This is a genomic window from Bradyrhizobium sp. WSM471, from assembly GCF_000244915.1.
In the GTDB taxonomy this organism is placed as follows: Bacteria; Pseudomonadota; Alphaproteobacteria; order Rhizobiales; family Xanthobacteraceae; genus Bradyrhizobium.
Window position 1 is genome coordinate 1,146,183 of record NZ_CM001442.1, and the last position, 17,984, is coordinate 1,164,166.

The following is a 17,984-nucleotide window of genomic DNA, read 5'->3' on the forward strand; positions in this document are numbered from 1 at the left end:
GAACGCCAGGACCCATTACCCCAGGGAACAGTTGCGGCGCCGCGCTGCTAGCCACCAGTCGTCGTCAAACCAAAGCCGGTGGTTATGGGTCCTGGCTTTCGCCAGGACGACAGTGGTGTTTGCTGAAGCTGAGTGCCGGCCTTGAGCCTCACTCCGCCCCGATCGTCGTCAGATCCTGGAACCAGTGCTGGGCCTGGACGAACTGCTTGACCTTGGGCGACAGCGCATGCGGATTGGTGTCGTGCACCACCCACACCAGCGCGGCGTCGTCGACGATCAACGCGTGCGCCTGCGCCAGCAGCTCGTCCTGCTTGGTGCTGTCGAAGGTCTGCTTGGCCTCGTCGATCAGCGCGTCGACCTTCGGATTCTTGTATCCGCCCCAGTTGACGCCGACCGGCGCGATCTGGCTCGAATGGAAGAAGCGGACGATGGCGTAGAGCGGGTCGGAGGTGACGTAGGCGATGTTGTTGGCGGTAATGCCGGCGTTCATCTCGTCGGCCGCGCCCTTGCGCCAGTGCGTATAGAGTGTCTCGAGCTCGACGACCTTGAAATCGATGTCAATGCCGATCTCCTTGAAGCTCTGCTGCAAGAATTCGTTCATCGGCAGCGACAGCATCTGGCCGGTGCCGCCCTGTGCGATGATGAAGGTGGCCTTCAACGGCTTCGCCTTGGAGTAGCCGGCTTCCTCGACCAGCTTCTTGGCGGCGGCGACATCGTATTTCAGCTCGAAACTCGGCTTGCCGAACCAGGGGCTCGACGGATCGACCTGTCCCTTGGCGGGTTTTGCAAGCCCATTCATCAGGCCCACCACGGCTTCACGATCGACCGCAAGGTTCAGCGCCTTGCGCAGGCGGATGTCGGTCCAGGGCGAACCCGGCAGCACGCTCAGATGATAATTCCAGACATGCGGCGTGACGTTGTCGACGAGCTTCATGCCGGCAGCTTTGAGCTGCGGCACGGCATCCGGGGCCGGCGTTTCGATCAGATCGACTTGCCCGGCGAGCAGCGCATTGGTGCGCGTCAGCGCTTCCGGCATCGGCACCAGCACGAGCTTGTCGACCTTTGGAATGCGCTTCTTGTTCCAATAGTCGGGATTCTTCGTGAGCTCGGCGAGCTCGCGCGGCACCAGTTTGGTCGATTTGAACGGGCCAGTCCCCGAAGGCTGGCTCGCGAACTTGTCCCAATCCTTGCCGAGCTTTTCGTATTGCGTGGGGCTCGACACCAGGAACCACAACATCTGATAGGGAAAGAAGGAATCGACCGTCTTGGTGGTGATCTCCACTGTGGAGTCGTCGATCTTGGCGTAGCTCGCGACTGAAGGCAGGCGGGTCTTGACCTGGGCGCTCTGGCGCTTGTCGAATTGCGGCGCCTTGTCGTTGAGCACCTTGTCCAGATTCCAGATCACGGCATCGGCGTTGAACTCGCTGCCGTCGTGAAACTTCACGCCCTTGCGCAAGGTGAAGCGCCATTTGGTCTTGTTCTCGTCATCGACCTTCCACTCGGTGGCCAGTCCCGGCACCAGCTTGCCGGGCCGGTCGGCGACGTCCATCTCCCACGCCACGAGCGGATCGTAGATGGTGTAGGCCGTGAACTGGTAGGCGCCGGCGCCGCGATCGGGCTGGCCGGTGGTCAGCGGGATGTCCGCCATCGAGATGCCGTAGCGCAGCACCGTTTCGGCGCCCGCCGGAATCGCGGACAACGCCAGTGCAAGCACGGCGAAACAGGTCGATAGTCGGATACGCATAGGCCAAAGCTCCAGGGAAGACTTCAAGGACAATCGGAGCCCAACCTGCAATCTTGATGCCAGAATAGGCAGTGCGTTGCCTTCGCCGACGTGCGATCACAAGGACTTGTCGTCGCAGGGGCAATTTGCAGAAAAAGTTTCCCCATTGGCATAGCCGTTGCATACGTTTGCATCAAAATTAGTCATCGAAGCCGGAAAAAGGATTGAGGCAATGCTGATCAACAAAAACAAGACCCGCGCGGCGCTGATCGCGTTGCTGGCGCTCAGTAGCGCAGCTGCGTGGCCGCGCGCGGCCGGTGCCGAAACCGTGCTGCGCATCGCCATGACTGCTGCCGATATTCCGCGCACGCTGGGCCAGCCCGATCAGGGCTTTGAGGGCAACCGCTTCACCGGCCTTACCATGTACGACGCGCTCACCGGCTGGGACCTGTCCTCGGCCGACAAGGCCAGCGTGGTGATCCCCGGCCTTGCCACCGAGTGGAAGGTCGACGATGCCGACAAGACCAAATGGACTTTCAAGCTGCGGCCGGGCGTCACCTTCCATGACGGCTCGCCGTTCAATGCAGACGCCGTGGTGTGGAATGTCGAGAAGGTGCTGAAGCAGGACGCGCCGCAATTCGATCCGAGCCAGGTCGGCGTCACTGCCTCGCGCATGCCGACGCTGGCATCCGCGAAGAAGATCGACGACATGACGATCGAGCTCACCACCAAGGAGCCCGACAGCTTCCTGCCGATCAACCTCACCAACCTCTTCATGGCGAGCCCGGCGAAATGGCAGCACTTCTACGACAAGGCAGAAGGCGCTGACGCCAAGGCGAAGTCGCAGGCGGCCTGGACCGCGTTCGCCAAGGATGCAGCCGGCACCGGTCCCTGGAAGATGGCCGCGTTCACCCCGCGCGAGCGGCTCGAGCTGGTCAAGAATGCGAGCTACTGGAACAAGGACCGCGTGCCCAAGGTCGACAAGATGGTGCTCCTGCCGATGCCGGAAGCAAATGCGCGCACCGCAGCGCTGCTTTCCGGGCAGGTCGATTGGGTCGAAGCCCCGGCGCCGGACGCGTTGCCTGAATTGAAGCAGCGCGGCTTCAAGCTCTACGCCAACGAGCAGCCGCATGTCTGGCCGTGGCAGTTCTCGCGCGTCGAGGGCTCGCCCTGGAACGACATCCGCGTCCGCAAGGCCGCGAACCTCTGCGTCGATCGCGAAGGCCTCAAGGACGGCCTGCTCGCGGGGCTGATGGTGCCGGCGACCGGCACCTTCGAGGTCGGCCATCCCTGGCGCGGCAAGCCGACCTTCGAGATCAAGTACGACAAGGCGGCTGCGCAGAAGCTGATGCAGGAGGCAGGCTTCGGCCCGAACAAGAAGCTGACGGTGAAGACCCAGACCTCGGCGTCCGGCTCGGGCCAGATGCAGCCGCTGCCGATGAACGAATATCTGCAGCAGGCGCTGGCCGAATGCTATTTTGACGTGCAGCTCGACGTCATCGAATGGAATACGCTGTTCACCAATTGGCGCCGCGGTGCCAAGGATCCCAGCGCCAACGGCTCGAACGCGACCAACGTCACCTACGCGGCGATGGATCCGTTCTTCGCACTGGTGCGCTTCCTGCAATCGGGCATGGCCCCGCCGGTCTCGAACAATTGGGGTTTCATCAACAACCCAAAATTCGACGAGCTCGTGAAGAAGGCACGGCAGACCTTCGATCCCGCCGCGCGTGACGCCGCGCTCGCCGAACTGCACGCGGCCTCCGTGGACGACGCAGCCTTCCTCTACGTCGCCCACGACGTCGGCCCCCGCGCCATCAGCCCGAAGGTGACAGGCGTCGTGCAGCCGAAGAGCTGGTTCATCGACTTCTCGCTGGTATCGATGCAATAATTCGCGCCGCGCACTCGCTGCACCCTCTCCCCTTGCGGGAGAGGGTGGCTTCGCCTTAGCGAAGCCGGGTGAGGGGTCTGTCTCCGCGAAAGCGGACCTCTCAACTGACGCAGTATCATTCGCGGAAACAACCCCTCATCCGGCGCTTCGCGCCACCTTCTCCCACAAGGGGAGAAGGGAAGAAAAGAAACAACGTGCTCGCCTATATCGCCAGACGCATCGTCTACGTCGTCCCGATCGTCATCAGCGTCGCGCTGGTGTGTTTTCTGCTCGTGCACATCACGCCGGGCGATCCGCTGGTGGCCGTGCTGCCGGCCGACGCCTCGCAGGAGCTCGCCGCCCAGCTCCGCACCGCCTACGGTTTCGATCGCCCGTTGCCGGTGCAGTTCGGGCTTTGGCTGCTCCGCGCGCTTCATGGCGATCTCGGCAATTCCATCGCCACGGGCCGCCCGGTGCTGGCCGAGGTCATGCGCGCGGTCAGCAACACCGTCACGCTGGCGATTGCGGCGGCCATCATCGGCTTTACCATGGGCGTCTTGCTCGGCCTGATCGCCGGCTATTTCCGCGAGACCTGGATCGACAAGTTGGCGACGTCCTTTGCCATCGCCGGCGTTTCGGTGCCGCATTACTGGCTTGGCATGGTGCTCGTCATCATCTTCTCGGTCCAGTTGAATTGGCTGCCCGCCGTCGGCGCAGGATCCGGCGGCTCCGCCGCCTGGGCCTGGGACTGGGCGCATTTGCAATATCTCGTGCTGCCGGCGATCACGACCTCGGTGATCCCGATGGGCATCGTCACCCGCACGGTGCGCGCGCTGACCGGCGACATTCTCAGCCAGGACTTCGTCGAGGCGCTGCGTGCAAAAGGCCTGCATGAGCGCGGCGTGTTCCGTCACGTCATCAAGAACGCCGCGCCCACCGCGCTCGCGGTGATGGGACTTCAGCTTGGTTACATGCTTGGCGGCTCGATCCTGATCGAGACCGTGTTCTCCTGGCCGGGCTCGGGCTTCCTGCTCAACTCGGCGATCTTCCAGCGCGACCTGCCGCTGCTCCAGGGCACGATCCTGATCCTGGCGCTGTTCTTCGTCTTCCTCAATCTGCTGGTCGACATCGCGCAAGCCGCGATCGACCCGCGCATCAAGCGGGGCTAGCGGGATGAGCCCAGTGGTAGCCGAGCAAACGGTGCGCTCCCTCCCCCGCCTGCGGGGGAGGGTTGGGGAGAGGGTGTCTCCTCAATCGAGAACCCCCAAGAGGAAAGAACCCTCACCCGGCGCTGCGCGCCGACCTCTCCCGCACGCGGGAGAGGTGCTCCGCCGTCTTGATGGGCATCGAATTCGGCGATGCTTAACGGAGGCTCGCTGATGACCGAGCTTCCGTTGTCCGTCGCCAGCGATGCGGCGCTTCAGTCCGCGCCCGCGACCAAGGCGCGCGGCTATTGGGCGACCGTCGGCCGTCGTATCCGGCGCGACAAGGTCAGCATGGTCTGCGCGCTGGTGCTGCTGCTGATCTTCCTGTCTGCGATCGTTGCGCCGTGGCTCGGTCTGGAAGATCCCTACAAGGGCTCGATGATCCGGCGCCTTCGGCACATCGGCACATCAGGCTACCCGCTCGGCACCGACGAGCTCGGTCGCGACATGCTGGCGCGGCTGATCTATGGCGGGCGGCTGTCGCTTCTCATCGGCATTTTGCCTGTGATCCTCGCCTTCTGCATCGGCACCTCGCTCGGCCTCGTTGCCGGCTATGTCGGCGGCAAGCTCAACACCGCGATCATGCGTACGATCGACGTGTTCTATGCTTTTCCGTCCGTGCTGCTGGCGATCGCGATCTCGGGCGCGCTGGGCGCGGGCATCCTCAATTCCATCGTGTCGTTGACCGTCGTGTTCGTGCCGCAGATCACCCGCGTCGCTGAAAGCGTCACCACGGGCGTGCGCAACATGGACTTCGTGGATGCCGCGCGCGCCTCGGGTGCGGGGCCGTTCACCATCATGCGCGTTCATATCCTCGGCAATGTGCTCGGTTCGATCTTCGTCTACGCGACCAGCCTGATCTCGGTCTCGATGATCCTTGCGGCAGGCCTGTCCTTCCTTGGACTCGGCACCAAGCCGCCGGAGCCGGAATGGGGCCTGATGTTGAATACCCTGCGGACCGCGATCTACGTCAACCCCTGGGTCGCCGCGCTCCCCGGCGCGATGATCTTCGCGGTCTCGATCTGCTTCAACCTGCTCTCGGACGGCCTGCGTAGCGCCATGGACATCAGGAACTAGCCATGAGCGAAACCAATACGTCGGTCGCAATGCTGGAGCCGATCGAAGACCTCGGCGGCGTCGCCCAGCCGCTGCTCCAGGTCAACGGCCTGACCAAGCATTTTCCGGTTCGTGGCGGCCTGTTCGCCGCAAAGCGTACCGTGCGTGCGGTCGATAATGTCTCGTTCACCGTCGCCAAGGGCGAGACCGTGGGCATCGTCGGCGAGTCCGGTTGCGGCAAGTCGACCACCGCGCGGCTGCTCATGCATCTGATGCCGCGCGACACCGGCGACATCATCTATGACGGCATGAGCGTTGGCCAGTCGCTCTCTCTGCGAGAGCTGCGCCGCGGCATGCAGATGGTGTTCCAGGATTCCTACGCCTCGCTCAATCCGCGCCTGACCGTCGAGGAATCGATCGCCTTCGGTCCGAAGGTGCATGGCATGGCCGACGGCGCCGCGCGCGCGCTGGCGCGCGAGCTGCTGGGCAAGGTGGGCCTGGTTCCGGCAAATTTCGCCAACCGCTACCCCCACGAGATCTCCGGCGGCCAGCGTCAGCGCGTCAACATCGCGCGGGCGCTCGCACTCTCGCCGCGTCTGGTGATCCTGGACGAAGCGGTCTCCGCGCTCGACAAATCGGTCGAGGCGCAGGTTCTCAATCTGCTTGCCGATCTCAAGAGCGAGTTCGGCCTGACCTATCTCTTCATCAGTCACGACCTCAACGTCGTGCGCTACATCAGCGATCGCGTGCTGGTGATGTATCTCGGCGAGGTCGTCGAGCTCGGCCCGGTCGACCAGGTCTGGGATCAGCCGGCACATCCCTATACGCGCGCACTCCTTGCCGCGATGCCGTCCTCGGATCCGGACCGTCGCACCGAGACGCCGCCGATCACGGGCGATCCGCCCAATCCGATCGATCCGCCATCGGGCTGCCGCTTCCACACCCGTTGCCCGTTTGCGGAGCCGCTCTGCGCAAATGCGACACCAAAACTCACCGCGCTCGATAGAATGGGCCACGAGGCCGCGTGCTACATGGCGATCCCGGGGTCAGGCCATAGCCGCGCGCCGAAGGAGGAAACCGCATGACGAGACCGACGACAAAAGAGATCAAGGCGACGGCACAGGTCGCCGGCGTTCCCGTCGACGACGAGATCGCGGCGCGCATCTCCAATTCCATCGGACCGGCCTTCGAGGGCTTTGCGGCCATTGCCGGCACGTTGCCGTTCGATCTCGAGCCCGCGCTCTATCCGATCGCGCAGACTGCGAAGCTCTCGAAATGAGCACCGAGCCCGCATTGATGACGCTCACCGAGGTCGCGCGCGCGATCGCGATGAAGCAGGTGTCCTCGCATGAGGTGACGCGCGCGCTGTTGCATCGCATCGCGCAGTGGCAGCCGCATCTCAACGCCTTCATGTCGATCGAGGCAGAGGCGGCGCTGAAGGCGGCCGAAGCCGCCGACGCCGAACTCGCCAAGGGCGAAGTCCGCGGTCCGTTGCACGGGGTGCCGCTCGCGCACAAGGACATGTACTACGACGCAGGCCACATCGCGACCTGCGGCTCGCTGATCCGCCGCGATTTCGTTCCGACAGTGACCTCCACCGCCTTGCAGCGGCTGAAGGACGCCGGCCAGGTTCGCCTCGGCACGCTGCATCTCGCGGAATTCGCCTATGGCCCGACCGGCCATAACGCCCATTACGGTCCGGTGCGCAATCCCTGGAGCGTCGCGCACATTACCGGCGGCTCGTCGTCTGGCTCGGGCTCGGCGGTCGCGGCGCGATTGACCTATGCCGCGCTTGGCTCCGACACCGGCGGCTCGATCCGCATGCCCGCGCATTTCTGCGGGGTCACTGGACTGAAGACCACCGTCGGCCGGGTCAGCCGCGCCGGCGCGATGCCGCTGTCGCAGTCGCTCGACACGGTCGGCCCGCTCGCCCGCACCGCCGAGGATTGCGCGCTGCTGCTGGCGCTGATGGCCGGCCCCGATCCTGAGGATTCGACCTGCAGTCATGAGCCGCTGTCCGACTATGTCGGCGCGACCAAGGGCTCGTTGAAGGGCCTCAAGGTCGGGGTCCCCTCGTCCTTCTATGTCGACGATCTCGACGGCGAGGTCGCGCGCGTGCTGGACGAGACCATTGCGGTGCTCAAGCGCGAAGGCGCCGACATCGTCACCGTCGAGCTGCCCGACCAGCGGCAATTGTCCGCGGCAAGCCAGCTCGTGCTTGCAGCCGAAGCCGCCGCCTTCCACAAGCGCTGGATGATCGAGCGGCCGCAGGATTATGGTCCTCAGGTGTTGATGCGGCTCCAGAACGGGCTCGCGGTCCCCGCCATCACCTACCTCGAGGCGATGCGCTGGCGCGGACCTGCGCTCGCCGCGCACAATGCTGCGACGTCAGGTGTCGACGTGATGATCGCACCGGCGTCCCCGGTGCCGGCGCCGACGATCGAGGAGAGCGACGTCGGCGGCGGGCCGAACGCGCCGGCGCTGTTGCAGCGGCTGACGCTGTTCACCCGTCCGGTGAATTACCTCGGCCTGCCGTCGCTCACGGTGCCCTCGGGCTTCACCAAAAGCGGCCTTCCGATCGGCATGCAGCTGATCGGCCGATCCTTCGATGAAGCGACGCTGCTCACAATCGGCGCCGCGTTCCAGCGCGCCACCGACTACCACGACAGGCTGCCGAAACTTCCGTCATGACAAAGCTCGTCGAGATCTCAGGCCTCAACATCCGCTTCACCGGCGAGCGCACGGTCTATGCCGTGAACGATCTCAGCCTCTCGCTCGGCGACGGCGAGGTGCTGGGCCTGCTCGGAGAATCCGGTTCGGGCAAGAGCGTGACCTTGCGTGCACTGATGCGCCTGTTGCCGAAGAAGCGCACGCAGATCACGGGCAAGGTCAACGTCATGGGCCGCGACGTGCTCGCCATGAACGACGAGCAGCTGTCGTCGTTCCGCGGCCAGACCGTGTCGATGATCTTTCAGGAGCCGGCGCTCGCGCTCGATCCGGTCTACACCATCGGCGCGCAGATCGCCGAAAGCGTGGTGCGTCACGAAGGCAAGTCGTATGCGGAGGGCAGGGCGCGCGCACTCGAAATGCTCGAGGTCGTGCGCATTCCTTCCGCAAAACGCCGGCTCGATGCCTATCCGCATGAAATGTCCGGCGGCATGCGTCAGCGCGCGATGATCGCGCTGGCGCTCGCGTGTCGTCCCAAGATATTGCTCGCGGACGAGCCGACCACTGCGCTCGATGCCACCGTCCAGATCCAGATCCTGCTGCTGTTGCGCGAGCTGCAGCGCGAGTTCGGCATGTCCGTCATCTTCGTCACCCACGACATCGGCGTCGCCATCGAGATCTGCGATCGGGTCGCGGTGATGTATGCCGGCCAGATCGTGGAGCAGGGCATGCTTCGCGACATCGTCCGCTCGCCGGTGCATCCCTATGCCAAGGGCCTGCTCGCCTCGACCGTCCACGGGGCCAAGCGGGGACAGCGGCTCGAGACCATCCCCGGCACCCCGCCGTCGCTTGGCGAGAGGCCGCACAACTGCTCCTTTGCGCCCCGCTGCCCCGCTGCCCAGCCGAGCTGCCTGGAGCAGCTGCCAGGGAATGTGGAGGTCGGGCCGGGCCGGGCGGCCCGGTGCGTGCTGGCGGAGCCGGTCACCGCGCTGTCGTGATACCTGGACCGCAAGCGGGGAACGGGGGAACAGCATTCAGACCTCGTTCATCCCGGTTCCGCTTCCATGGAACCGTTCACGGAGAGGGACCTCACTTATGTACATTTCGAATGAAGGCTTGCTTGTCATCCTGTTCGTCGGCCTCGTCGCTGGTTGGCTGGCCGGCAAAGTGGTGCGCGGAACCGGGTTCGGCATCATCGGCGATATCGTGGTCGGCATCGCCGGCGCGCTGGTGGCAAGCTTCCTGTTTCCGAAGCTCGGCATTCACATCGGCACCGGGCTGATATCGGAGATCATCTATTCCGCCATCGGCGCGGTCATCCTGCTGCTGGTGGTGCGGCTGGTCCGCGGCGGCGGCCGGTTCTAATGACGCCCGGGTTCAATTGATCGAACTTTTGACCTCTCCCCGCCCGGGGAGAGGTGACATGTCTGCAAGAAAAAGCCGCAAGATCGTGAGATTCCGGACTTGCGTGCAAGGTCGGTCGGGGGTGATGTGGGCTATAGGGGTCCCGGGTGTTCGACTGCGTTGGGCGATGAGCGCAAACGCGATGTTAATCCGGGTCAATTACTCCTGAATTTGCCTTTGAAATCAGGGACTTTGGCCCCTACCCGAAAGAGATCAGACTGATGGCAGCCGTTCCCGGCGTCCGCCGCTCAGAGCTCGGTGATGCGCTGCGCGCCTGTCGCACGGCGTTCGTCGGCGTCGGCTTGATGAGCTGCATGATCAACCTGCTCTATCTGACCGGGTCGATCTTCATGCTGGAGGTCTACGACCGGGTGCTGCCGAGCCGCAGCATTCCGACCCTGGTCGGCCTGATCGTCCTCGCCAGTTTCCTCTACATGGCGCAGGGCGTGCTGGACATGATCCGCAACCGGATCCTGGGCCGGGTCGGCACCGCCCTGGACGAAGCCTTGAACAAGCGGGTGTTCGACACCATCGTGCGGCTGCCGCTGCTGGTCGGCAGCCGCAACGAGGGGCTTCAGCCGCTGCGCGATCTCGACAATGTCCGCTCCTTCCTCGGCGGCATGGGCCCGAGCGCGTTCTTCGACCTGCCCTGGCTGCCGCTCTATCTCGCCATCTGCTTCGCCTTCCACGTCATGATCGGCGTCACCGCGCTGGTTGGCGCCGTCATCCTGGTCGGGTTGACGCTGGTCACCGAGTTCATGTCCCGCCAGCCGGCGCGCGAGGCGATGGGGCTCGCGGCCCAGCGCAACGATCTCGCTCAGGCCAGCCGCCGCAACGCCGAAGTCATGGTGTCGATGGGCATGGCCGGCCGGATGAACGCGCGCTGGAGCGAGGCCAACGAAAAATATCTCGACGGCAACCAGCGTGCGAGCGACGTCGCCGGCGGTCTCGGCGCGGTCGCAAAGGTGCTGCGCATGATGCTGCAATCGGCCGTGCTCGCGGTCGGCGCCTATCTCGTCATTCACCAGGAGGCTACCGCCGGCATCATCATCGCCGGCTCGATTCTCTCGGCCCGTGCGCTCGCGCCGGTCGACCTCGCGATCGCGCACTGGAAATCCTTTGTCGCGGCACGCCAGAGCTGGCACCGCCTGACCCGCCTATTGGAGCAGATGCCGGCGCAGACGATGCCGACCCAGCTGCAGGCGCCCACCAGCCGCCTCTCGGTCGAAGGCGTCGCCATGGTGCCGCCGGGCGACCAGCGCCTCATCGTGCAGGACATCACCTTCGCGCTCGAAGCCGGCAACGGCCTCGGCGTGATCGGACCGAGCGGCTCCGGCAAGTCGTCGCTGATCCGCGCGCTGGTCGGCGTTTGGCAGCCGGTCCGCGGCAAGGTGCGGCTCGACGGCGCGGCGCTCGACCAGTGGTCGTCGGACATGCTTGGCCGCCATATCGGCTATCTACCGCAGGACGTCGAATTGTTCGGCGGCACCATCGCGCAGAACATCAGCCGCTTCGATCCCGAGGCCACCTCCGATGGTATCATCGCCGCCGCCAAGGAAGCCGGCGTGCACGAGATGATCATCAAGATGCGCGAGGGCTACAACACCCAGGTCGGCGAGCAGGGCACGGCGCTCTCCGCGGGCCAGGCGCAGCGCGTGGCGCTGGCGCGCGCGCTCTATGGCAACCCGTTCCTGATCGTGCTCGACGAGCCCAATTCCAATCTCGATACCGAAGGCGACGAAGCGCTGACCCGCGCCATCCGCGCGGCGCGCGAGCGCGGCGCCATTGTCGTCGTGGTGGCGCACCGCCCGATCGGCGTGGAAGCGGTCGACCAGATCCTGGTGCTGCGCGACGGCCGCATGCAGGCCTTCGGGCCGAAGGAACAGGTGCTCGCCCAGGTGCTCCAGCCGCGCGTGACACCGCCGGCTCCGATCAAGATCGTCAGCGAAGGCGGAGCCAAGGCATGAGCACGATGGCGCTCGGCGGCGCGAAGCCTGCCGCGAAGCGGACCGTACGGCAGTCGATCCGGTTCCACTTGATGCTCGGGCTTGGGATCGTGCTGGTCCTCCTGGTCGGCCTCGGCGGCTGGGCTTCGACGGTGCAGATTTCCGGCGCGCTGATCGCGCCGGGTCAGATCGTGGTCGAATCCAACGTGAAGAAGGTCCAGCATCCAACCGGCGGCGTCGTCGGCGAGGTCCGTGCTCGCGACGGCGACGTGGTCAAGGCCGGCGACATCGTGGTGCGGCTCGACGACACCGTTACCAAGGCCAATCTCGCCATCGTCACCAAGAATCTCGACGCCGCGCAGGCGCGTGCGGCGCGGCTCCAGGCCGAGCAGCGCGGGATCGACAGGATCGACTACCCGCAAGCGCTGCTCGATCGCGGCAACGATCCCGACGTCAAGGCGCTGCTCTCGGCCGAAACCAAGCTGTTCGACGTCCGCGTCAACGGGCGCGCCGGCCAGAAGGCGCAGCTGCGCGAGCGCATCCAGCAGCTCAACGAGGAGATCGAGGGCCTCTCCGCGCAGGAGCGGGCCAAGGACAGGGAAATCTCGCTGGTGCAGCAGGAGCTGATCGGTGTCCGCGATCTCTATGACAAACACCTGGTGCAGATCTCCCGTCTGACCACGCTCGAACGCGATAGTGCCCGCCTCAACGGCGAGCGCGCGCAATACATCGCCTCGCGCGCGCAGGCCAAGGGCAAGATCACCGAGACCGAGCTCCAGATCATCCAGGTCGACAAGGATATGGTCAGCGAGGTCTCCAAGGATCTGCGCGAGACCAACGACAAGATCGGCGAAATGATCGAGCGCAAGGTCGCTGCCGAGGACCAGCTTCGCCGCGTCGACATCCGCGCGCCGCAGGACGGCATGGTGCTGCAATCGACCGTGCATACCGTTGGTGGCGTCATCACCGCCGGCGACGCCCTCATGCTGATCGTGCCGCAGGCCGACGATCTCCAGGTCGAGGCCAAGGTCAATCCGGTCGATATCGACAAGCTCCAGATTGGCCAGAAGACGCTGCTGCGCCTGTCCGCCTTCAACCAGCGCACCACCCCGGAGCTCAACGGCGTCGTCAGCCGCGTCTCGCCCGACGTCACCACCGATCAGCGCACCGGCCAGAGCTACTACACCATCCGCGTCTCGCTCTCGGCAGAAGAGGTCGCCAAGCTCGGTGACTCCAGGCTGATTCCCGGCATGCCGGCGGAAGCCTTCGTCCAGACCGGCGACCGCACCATGCTGTCCTATCTGATGAAGCCGCTGCACGACCAGTTCATGCGGGCGTTCCGGGAGAAGTGACGCGCGAAGGCGCATCCGCGCCTCCTTTCGTCATTGCGAGCGTAGCGAAGCAATCCAGGTTGCCTCCGCGGCGAGATTTCTGGATTGCTTCGCTACGCTCGCAATGACGGGCGGCTTCTTTCTTGCTTTGGTTTTCTTGCTATAGTTCGATTCAGCCCCAGCAACCCGGCGTCGAACAATGCAATCCATCCAATCCCCACCCTCCGTCGCGACCGAGTCCTTTTCCGACGCTGGCCTCGCCGTCTCTCGCCTCGAAGAGATCTACGAGCGCAATACGAAGTTCCTGCGCGACCGGTTCGAAGCTTACGTCAACGGCGAGGCGATCACGACGCGGGTGCGGGCCTTCTACCCCTTCGTCCGTGTCACCACCGCGACGCATGCGCGGCTGGATTCGCGTCTCGCCTACGGCTTCGTCGCGCGGCCCGGCGTGCACGAGACCAGCGTTACGCGGCCGGATCTGTTCCGGACCTATTTCACCGAGCAGATCGGACTGTTGATCCAGAACCACGGCGTCCCGGTCGAAATCGGCGAGTCCAGCGAACCGATCCCCGTTCACTTCGCCTATCGCCGCGACATCAACATCGAAGCCGCCATCACCACCAGCGAGAACTCGCCCGTCACACGGTCGCTGCGCGATGCGTTCGACGTGCCCGATCTGGCCACCATGGACGATGCCATTGCCGACGGCACTTTCGAGCTTCAGCCCGGCGCGCCCGAGCCGCTGTCGCTGTTTCGGGCAGCTCGTGTCGACTACTCGCTGCGCCGGCTCTACCACTACACGGGCACGGATCCAGAGCATTTCCAGAACTTCGTGATCTTCACCAACTACCAGTTCTACGTCGACGCTTTCGCTCAGCTCTGCCAGCAGCGGCTTCAGGCTGGCGAGGCCGGCCTCGATGCCTTCGTCGCTCCGGGCAACGTGATCACGCGCAGCGGCGGCACGACGACGGGCGTTGCGCCCGCGCGCGCACCGCAGATGCCAGCGTTCCATCTGGTCGCGCCGGGTTATCGCGGCATTACCCTGATCAACATCGGCACCGGTCCGTCGAACGCGCGCAACGTCACCGACCATGTTGCCGTGCTGCGGCCCCATGCCTGGCTGATGCTTGGCCATTGCGCGGGCCTGCGCAACACGCAGCGGCTCGGCGACTATGTGCTCGCCCATGGCTATGTGCGCGAGGACCACGTGCTCGATCGTGAATTGCCGCTGTGGGTGCCGATCCCGGCGCTCGCGGAGATGCAGGTGGCGCTCGAGGAGGCGGTCGAGGACGTCACCGGGCTCGAAGGTTTCGAGCTCAAGCGCCTGATGCGCACCGGCACCGTCGCGAGTGTCGACAACCGCAATTGGGAGATCAGCGGGCCCGATGTCATTCGCCGCCTGTCGCAATCGCGCGCGGTTGCGCTCGATATGGAATCAGCCGCGATTGCCGCCAACGGCTACCGCTTTCGCGTCCCCTACGGCACGCTGCTGTGCGTCTCCGACAAGCCTCTGCACGGCGAAATCAAGCTCGCAGGCATGGCCAGCGAATTCTACCGCCGCCGCGTCGGCCAGCATCTCGATATCGGCTTGAAGGCGCTGGAACGGCTCAAGCAGCAGGAATCCGAGCGGCTGCATTCGCGAAAGCTCCGCAGTTTCGCCGAAGTTGCGTTCCAGTAGGCGAAGGATTGCCTTTGCCGCTGACAAGCAGCGGGATTTTCAGCATTTTCGGCGCGGGGGTCGACCGGGACGAAGTGATGCCACTCATGCGCGACAGGATCATTGGCCATGATCTCGAACGGCTCGCCTTTCGCTTCACCATGCTGAACGACGGCGAGGTCGTGCAATGCCAGATCAGCGACGCCGCGATGGATGAGCTTGCGGGCATGCAGGGCACCGAAAGCAGCGCGCGGCAGGCCCAGTTCTTGTCGCTACGCGAGACCATCGAGCGGCTCGCCTCAGACCTCTACGACGAGGCGCCGCGGGTCAGGGGTCATGTGGTGCGGATCTTTACGCGACATTTGCAGCGGTAGTTCCGCTCCAGCCTCCGCAATCGTGCTCCGGGGCAGTTCATCGGGTGGTCGAGATCTGGTCTTGCTGGCTTACCTTCCCGCTGCCAGCCATTTCGATGAGCGTCATTCCTCTAAAGCATTCGCTAACCAAGCAAGCTTTTCGCGGCAATCTTAAGACCTGCGAAACCAGACGTTATACGACTATGAATTGATGACCCGTAGAGATTAGGTCACGAAAATGGAGCCTCACGAGTGATCGCGTGACAAAGGACATTGTTGAAATCGACGCGATCCGCGGGCCCGGTCATGACGTCAACCCGGACAAGACGCCGCCAAACAGTTGGCGGCTCGCAATTGCCGTAGCGATCGGATGCGGACTCGTGGGCCTTGCGCTCCGCTACTTTGCCCGGAAGCACGCGACCGACGACGCCATTCAGCATCTGATCCCCTGGTATGTCTTTGCGCGCGATCACGGTGTCGCCGGGCTGGCCGAGGCCTTTACCAACTACACGCCGTTCTACAGCTATCTCCTGCTGATTGCCGCCCGATTTGATTGGCTAGGCGAGCCACTTTCCCATGTGAAAGCGATCTCGGCAGTGTTCGAGTTGGGCTGCGCGACCGTTGTGGCCCAGATCGTCTGGCGAGCGACAAGGCTACCATTGCGCGCCTCCCTGGCCTTCTGCGCTATCTGGCTTGCACCGACGGTGATCTTCAACGGCGCAATGTGGGCGGAGAGTGATTCGATCTGGACCTTCTTTACGTTGGTTTCCGTGGCGCTGTTCATGCGTGACCGAAATGGCGTTGCGTCATTTGCGATGGCCTTTTCGGTGAAAGCTCAGGGCGTGTTCCTGGGACCCTTCGTGCTCGGCATGATTCTGCGCCGCAGGATCTACCTGGCATGGCTCGCCACCGTTCCCGGGATCTATCTGGTTCTCGCCATTCCGGTTGTCGTCGCCGGCAGATCCTTGGCGTCCGTGCTCGCGGTCTATTTGGACCAAGCCCATACATTCGATCGCCTCACCATGAACGCAGCGAACATCTGGGTCTTGGCCGGGGGTATGCCGTACGCGATCGGAGTTGCCGTCGGCATGGTGCTCGCGGCGGCGAGCGGGCTCGCCTTGTCGATCTTCATCGCGCGCTCTCGACGGACGGGGCCGGAGTTTATTCTGCTCGCCGCGTGTGTATCGCTGATGCTCATGCCGTATCTGCTCCCGAAGATGCACGAGCGGTACTTCTACGCGTTCGAGCTTGCGTCCATCGCCCTGGCCTGCCTCAATCCGCGCTATTTGCCCTTCGCGGTGATTGCTCAGGTTGATGGCGTGTTATCCTATCTCGCGTTCGAAGCCGGAATCGTCCTGGGCGTGCTGCCGGCGTCACTCTGCAACACCTTCCTCGTGTACTACCTCGTGCTTGATCTTTGGCGCGGCGAACGAGGATTTCGCTTTCCGAGGCTTGTCTGGCTCGGCTTCATCGTGTCGACCGCGGGATTGTTCTCATATCTGGTTTTCGAAGGGCCCGGTTTGAGCATATCGCCCGTGTACCTGCTCACCACGGGTCTCGTCACAGCTGCGGCGCTGCTGCTCCTGAAAGAATCGCGTTGCGACCTGGCTGATGGTCCGGACCGATCGCCTCAATCCTGAGCGTCCCGCTTCATCCAGCCATCAGCTGTCAAAGATGATCACGCTGCGCAGCGTCTTGCCGGCTTTCATGTTGGCAAAGCCTTCGTTGATCTCGGAGAGCTTGAGCTTGGCCGAGATCCAGTCTTCCAGGTGCAGCCGGCCGCGCAGATAGAAATCCACCAGCCGCGGCATGTCGACGCGAAAATGGTTCGAGCCCATCGAGGAGCCCTGGATCCTGCGCTCGCGCAGGAAATCGAAGCCATGCAGCTCGATTTTCTGGCCGAACGGAATCATGCCGACGATGGTGGCCGTGCCGCCCGAAGCGAGCATGCCGAAGGCCTGCTCGGCGGTCTCCTTGCGGCCGAGTACCTCGAAGGAATGATGCACGCCGCCATTGGTGAGATCGCGCACCTGCTTCACGACGTCGCCGTCTGCGGGGTTGATGATATCGGTGGCGCCCAGCTTGGTCGCGAGCTGGAGCTTGGCCGGATTGGTGTCGATGGCAATGATGCGACCGGCGCCCGCGATCTGCGCGCCGTTGATCGCAGCCATGCCGACACCGCCGCACCCGATCACGGCCACGGTCTCGCCGGCCGTCACCTTCGCCGTGTTCACGACCGCGCCGTAGCCGGTAATGACGCCGCAGCCGATCAGCGCCGCGAGATCGAGCGGCATCTCCTTGCGGATTTTGACGATCGCGTTCTCGTGCACCAGCATTTGCTCGGCGAACGACGACAGGTTGAGAAATTGATGCAGCTTCTCGGAGCGGGCCCATTGCATCCGGTTGGAAGCCCCGGGCAGCAATTTCACCGTGGTGTCGGTGCAGAGCACCGTGCGGCCCGTGGTGCAATTGTCGCAGGTGCCGCAGAACACCGAAAGACAGGTGACGACATGATCGCCGGGCTTCACATAGGTCACGTCGGAGCCGACCTGCTCGACGACACCGGCGGACTCGTGCCCGAGCACCGCGGGCAGCGGATGCGGATAAAGGCCTTCCATGAAGTGCAGATCGGAGTGGCAGAGACCTGCGACCGAGGTCCGGATCAGGACCTCGCGCGGGCCGGGCTTCGGCAGGCTGACATCCTCGATGACCAGGGGCTTGTTGACTTCATGGAGGACGGCGGCCTTCATCGAGCACTCCCTATCGCTTTTT

The 17,984-nt window shown here is 64.2% G+C and carries 15 protein-coding genes; 13 read left to right on the forward strand and 2 right to left on the reverse strand.

Annotated features, from left to right (window positions below; genetic code table 11):
* Nucleotides 1-148 precede the first annotated feature (148 nt).
* On the reverse strand, nucleotides 149-1,744 hold the full coding sequence (locus tag BRA471DRAFT_RS05265; RefSeq protein ID WP_007605163.1) for an ABC transporter substrate-binding protein: 1,596 nt from the start codon (nucleotides 1,742-1,744) through the stop codon (nucleotides 149-151).
* 211 nt (nucleotides 1,745-1,955) lie between these two features.
* Between BRA471DRAFT_RS05265 and BRA471DRAFT_RS05270 the strand changes: the two genes are divergently transcribed.
* From BRA471DRAFT_RS05270 to BRA471DRAFT_RS05330, 13 genes are all read left to right on the forward strand, one after another.
* Nucleotides 1,956-3,614 carry an ABC transporter substrate-binding protein gene (locus BRA471DRAFT_RS05270; protein ID WP_007605170.1) on the forward strand — a complete coding sequence of 553 codons (1,659 nt, stop codon included), beginning with the start codon at nucleotides 1,956-1,958 and terminating at the stop codon, nucleotides 3,612-3,614.
* Between the two features lie 194 nt (nucleotides 3,615-3,808).
* Complete coding sequence (locus BRA471DRAFT_RS05275) at nucleotides 3,809-4,762, forward strand: ABC transporter permease (RefSeq protein ID WP_007605172.1); 954 nt, start codon at nucleotides 3,809-3,811, stop codon at nucleotides 4,760-4,762.
* Nucleotides 4,763-4,972: 210 nt separating this feature from the next.
* Entirely contained in the window at nucleotides 4,973-5,875 is a 903-nt protein-coding gene (locus BRA471DRAFT_RS05280; protein ID WP_007605173.1) for an ABC transporter permease, read from the forward strand.
* Between the two features lie 2 nt (nucleotides 5,876-5,877).
* Complete coding sequence (locus BRA471DRAFT_RS05285) at nucleotides 5,878-6,939, forward strand: ABC transporter ATP-binding protein (protein WP_007605174.1); 1,062 nt, start codon at nucleotides 5,878-5,880, stop codon at nucleotides 6,937-6,939.
* The gene (locus BRA471DRAFT_RS05290; protein WP_007605175.1) at nucleotides 6,936-7,133 is read left to right on the forward strand and encodes a hypothetical protein; all 198 of its coding nucleotides are present in this window, start codon (nucleotides 6,936-6,938) and stop codon (nucleotides 7,131-7,133) included. Before BRA471DRAFT_RS05285 ends, BRA471DRAFT_RS05290 begins: the two co-directional genes overlap by 4 nt.
* Nucleotides 7,130-8,545, forward strand: coding sequence for an Asp-tRNA(Asn)/Glu-tRNA(Gln) amidotransferase GatCAB subunit A (locus tag BRA471DRAFT_RS05295; protein WP_007605176.1), 1,416 nt, complete (start codon nucleotides 7,130-7,132; stop codon nucleotides 8,543-8,545). Before BRA471DRAFT_RS05290 ends, BRA471DRAFT_RS05295 begins: the two co-directional genes overlap by 4 nt.
* A complete protein-coding gene (locus tag BRA471DRAFT_RS05300; protein WP_007605177.1) occupies nucleotides 8,542-9,519 on the forward strand; it encodes an ABC transporter ATP-binding protein in 978 nt (325 codons plus the stop codon). The genes BRA471DRAFT_RS05295 and BRA471DRAFT_RS05300 overlap by 4 nt, the downstream gene beginning before the upstream one ends.
* 97 nt (nucleotides 9,520-9,616) lie before the next feature.
* Nucleotides 9,617-9,886: a GlsB/YeaQ/YmgE family stress response membrane protein gene (locus tag BRA471DRAFT_RS05305; RefSeq protein ID WP_007605178.1), complete on the forward strand. Its 270-nt coding sequence runs from the start codon at nucleotides 9,617-9,619 to the stop codon at nucleotides 9,884-9,886.
* 260 nt (nucleotides 9,887-10,146) lie between these two features.
* Entirely contained in the window at nucleotides 10,147-11,892 is a 1,746-nt protein-coding gene (locus BRA471DRAFT_RS05310) for a type I secretion system permease/ATPase (RefSeq protein WP_007605179.1), read from the forward strand.
* The gene (locus BRA471DRAFT_RS05315) at nucleotides 11,889-13,223 is read left to right on the forward strand and encodes an HlyD family type I secretion periplasmic adaptor subunit (protein ID WP_007605181.1); all 1,335 of its coding nucleotides are present in this window, start codon (nucleotides 11,889-11,891) and stop codon (nucleotides 13,221-13,223) included. Before BRA471DRAFT_RS05310 ends, BRA471DRAFT_RS05315 begins: the two co-directional genes overlap by 4 nt.
* A gap of 178 nt (nucleotides 13,224-13,401) precedes the next feature.
* Nucleotides 13,402-14,880, forward strand: a complete 1,479-nt coding sequence (locus tag BRA471DRAFT_RS05320; protein WP_007605183.1) for an AMP nucleosidase — start codon at nucleotides 13,402-13,404, stop codon at nucleotides 14,878-14,880.
* Between the two features lie 77 nt (nucleotides 14,881-14,957).
* The gene (locus tag BRA471DRAFT_RS05325) at nucleotides 14,958-15,233 is read left to right on the forward strand and encodes a DUF1488 family protein (RefSeq protein WP_026233404.1); all 276 of its coding nucleotides are present in this window, start codon (nucleotides 14,958-14,960) and stop codon (nucleotides 15,231-15,233) included.
* Between the two features lie 239 nt (nucleotides 15,234-15,472).
* Complete coding sequence (locus BRA471DRAFT_RS05330) at nucleotides 15,473-16,852, forward strand: hypothetical protein (protein ID WP_007605186.1); 1,380 nt, start codon at nucleotides 15,473-15,475, stop codon at nucleotides 16,850-16,852.
* A 21-nt stretch (nucleotides 16,853-16,873) separates the two neighbouring features.
* Here the strand turns inward: BRA471DRAFT_RS05330 and BRA471DRAFT_RS05335 are convergent, their stop codons facing one another.
* Entirely contained in the window at nucleotides 16,874-17,962 is a 1,089-nt protein-coding gene (locus BRA471DRAFT_RS05335; RefSeq protein ID WP_007605188.1) for a Zn-dependent alcohol dehydrogenase, read from the reverse strand.
* Between the last annotated feature and the right edge of the window lie 22 nt (nucleotides 17,963-17,984).

What these genes read in the sequence shown, in the direction of transcription:
- BRA471DRAFT_RS05265 (WP_007605163.1), bottom strand. Translation starts at nt 1,744, where the DNA reads ATGCGTATCCGACTATCGACCTGTTTCGCCGTGCTTGCACTGGCGTTG.
- BRA471DRAFT_RS05270 (WP_007605170.1), top strand. Translation starts at nt 1,956, where the DNA reads ATGCTGATCAACAAAAACAAGACCCGCGCGGCGCTGATCGCGTTGCTG.
- BRA471DRAFT_RS05280 (WP_007605173.1), top strand. Translation starts at nt 4,973, where the DNA reads ATGACCGAGCTTCCGTTGTCCGTCGCCAGCGATGCGGCGCTTCAGTCC.
- BRA471DRAFT_RS05285 (WP_007605174.1), top strand. Translation starts at nt 5,878, where the DNA reads ATGAGCGAAACCAATACGTCGGTCGCAATGCTGGAGCCGATCGAAGAC.
- BRA471DRAFT_RS05290 (WP_007605175.1), top strand. Translation starts at nt 6,936, where the DNA reads ATGACGAGACCGACGACAAAAGAGATCAAGGCGACGGCACAGGTCGCC.
- BRA471DRAFT_RS05295 (WP_007605176.1), top strand. Translation starts at nt 7,130, where the DNA reads ATGAGCACCGAGCCCGCATTGATGACGCTCACCGAGGTCGCGCGCGCG.
- BRA471DRAFT_RS05300 (WP_007605177.1), top strand. Translation starts at nt 8,542, where the DNA reads ATGACAAAGCTCGTCGAGATCTCAGGCCTCAACATCCGCTTCACCGGC.
- BRA471DRAFT_RS05305 (WP_007605178.1), top strand. Translation starts at nt 9,617, where the DNA reads ATGTACATTTCGAATGAAGGCTTGCTTGTCATCCTGTTCGTCGGCCTC.
- BRA471DRAFT_RS05310 (WP_007605179.1), top strand. Translation starts at nt 10,147, where the DNA reads ATGGCAGCCGTTCCCGGCGTCCGCCGCTCAGAGCTCGGTGATGCGCTG.
- BRA471DRAFT_RS05315 (WP_007605181.1), top strand. Translation starts at nt 11,889, where the DNA reads ATGAGCACGATGGCGCTCGGCGGCGCGAAGCCTGCCGCGAAGCGGACC.
- BRA471DRAFT_RS05320 (WP_007605183.1), top strand. Translation starts at nt 13,402, where the DNA reads ATGCAATCCATCCAATCCCCACCCTCCGTCGCGACCGAGTCCTTTTCC.
- BRA471DRAFT_RS05325 (WP_026233404.1), top strand. Translation starts at nt 14,958, where the DNA reads ATGCCACTCATGCGCGACAGGATCATTGGCCATGATCTCGAACGGCTC.
- BRA471DRAFT_RS05335 (WP_007605188.1), bottom strand. Translation starts at nt 17,962, where the DNA reads ATGAAGGCCGCCGTCCTCCATGAAGTCAACAAGCCCCTGGTCATCGAG.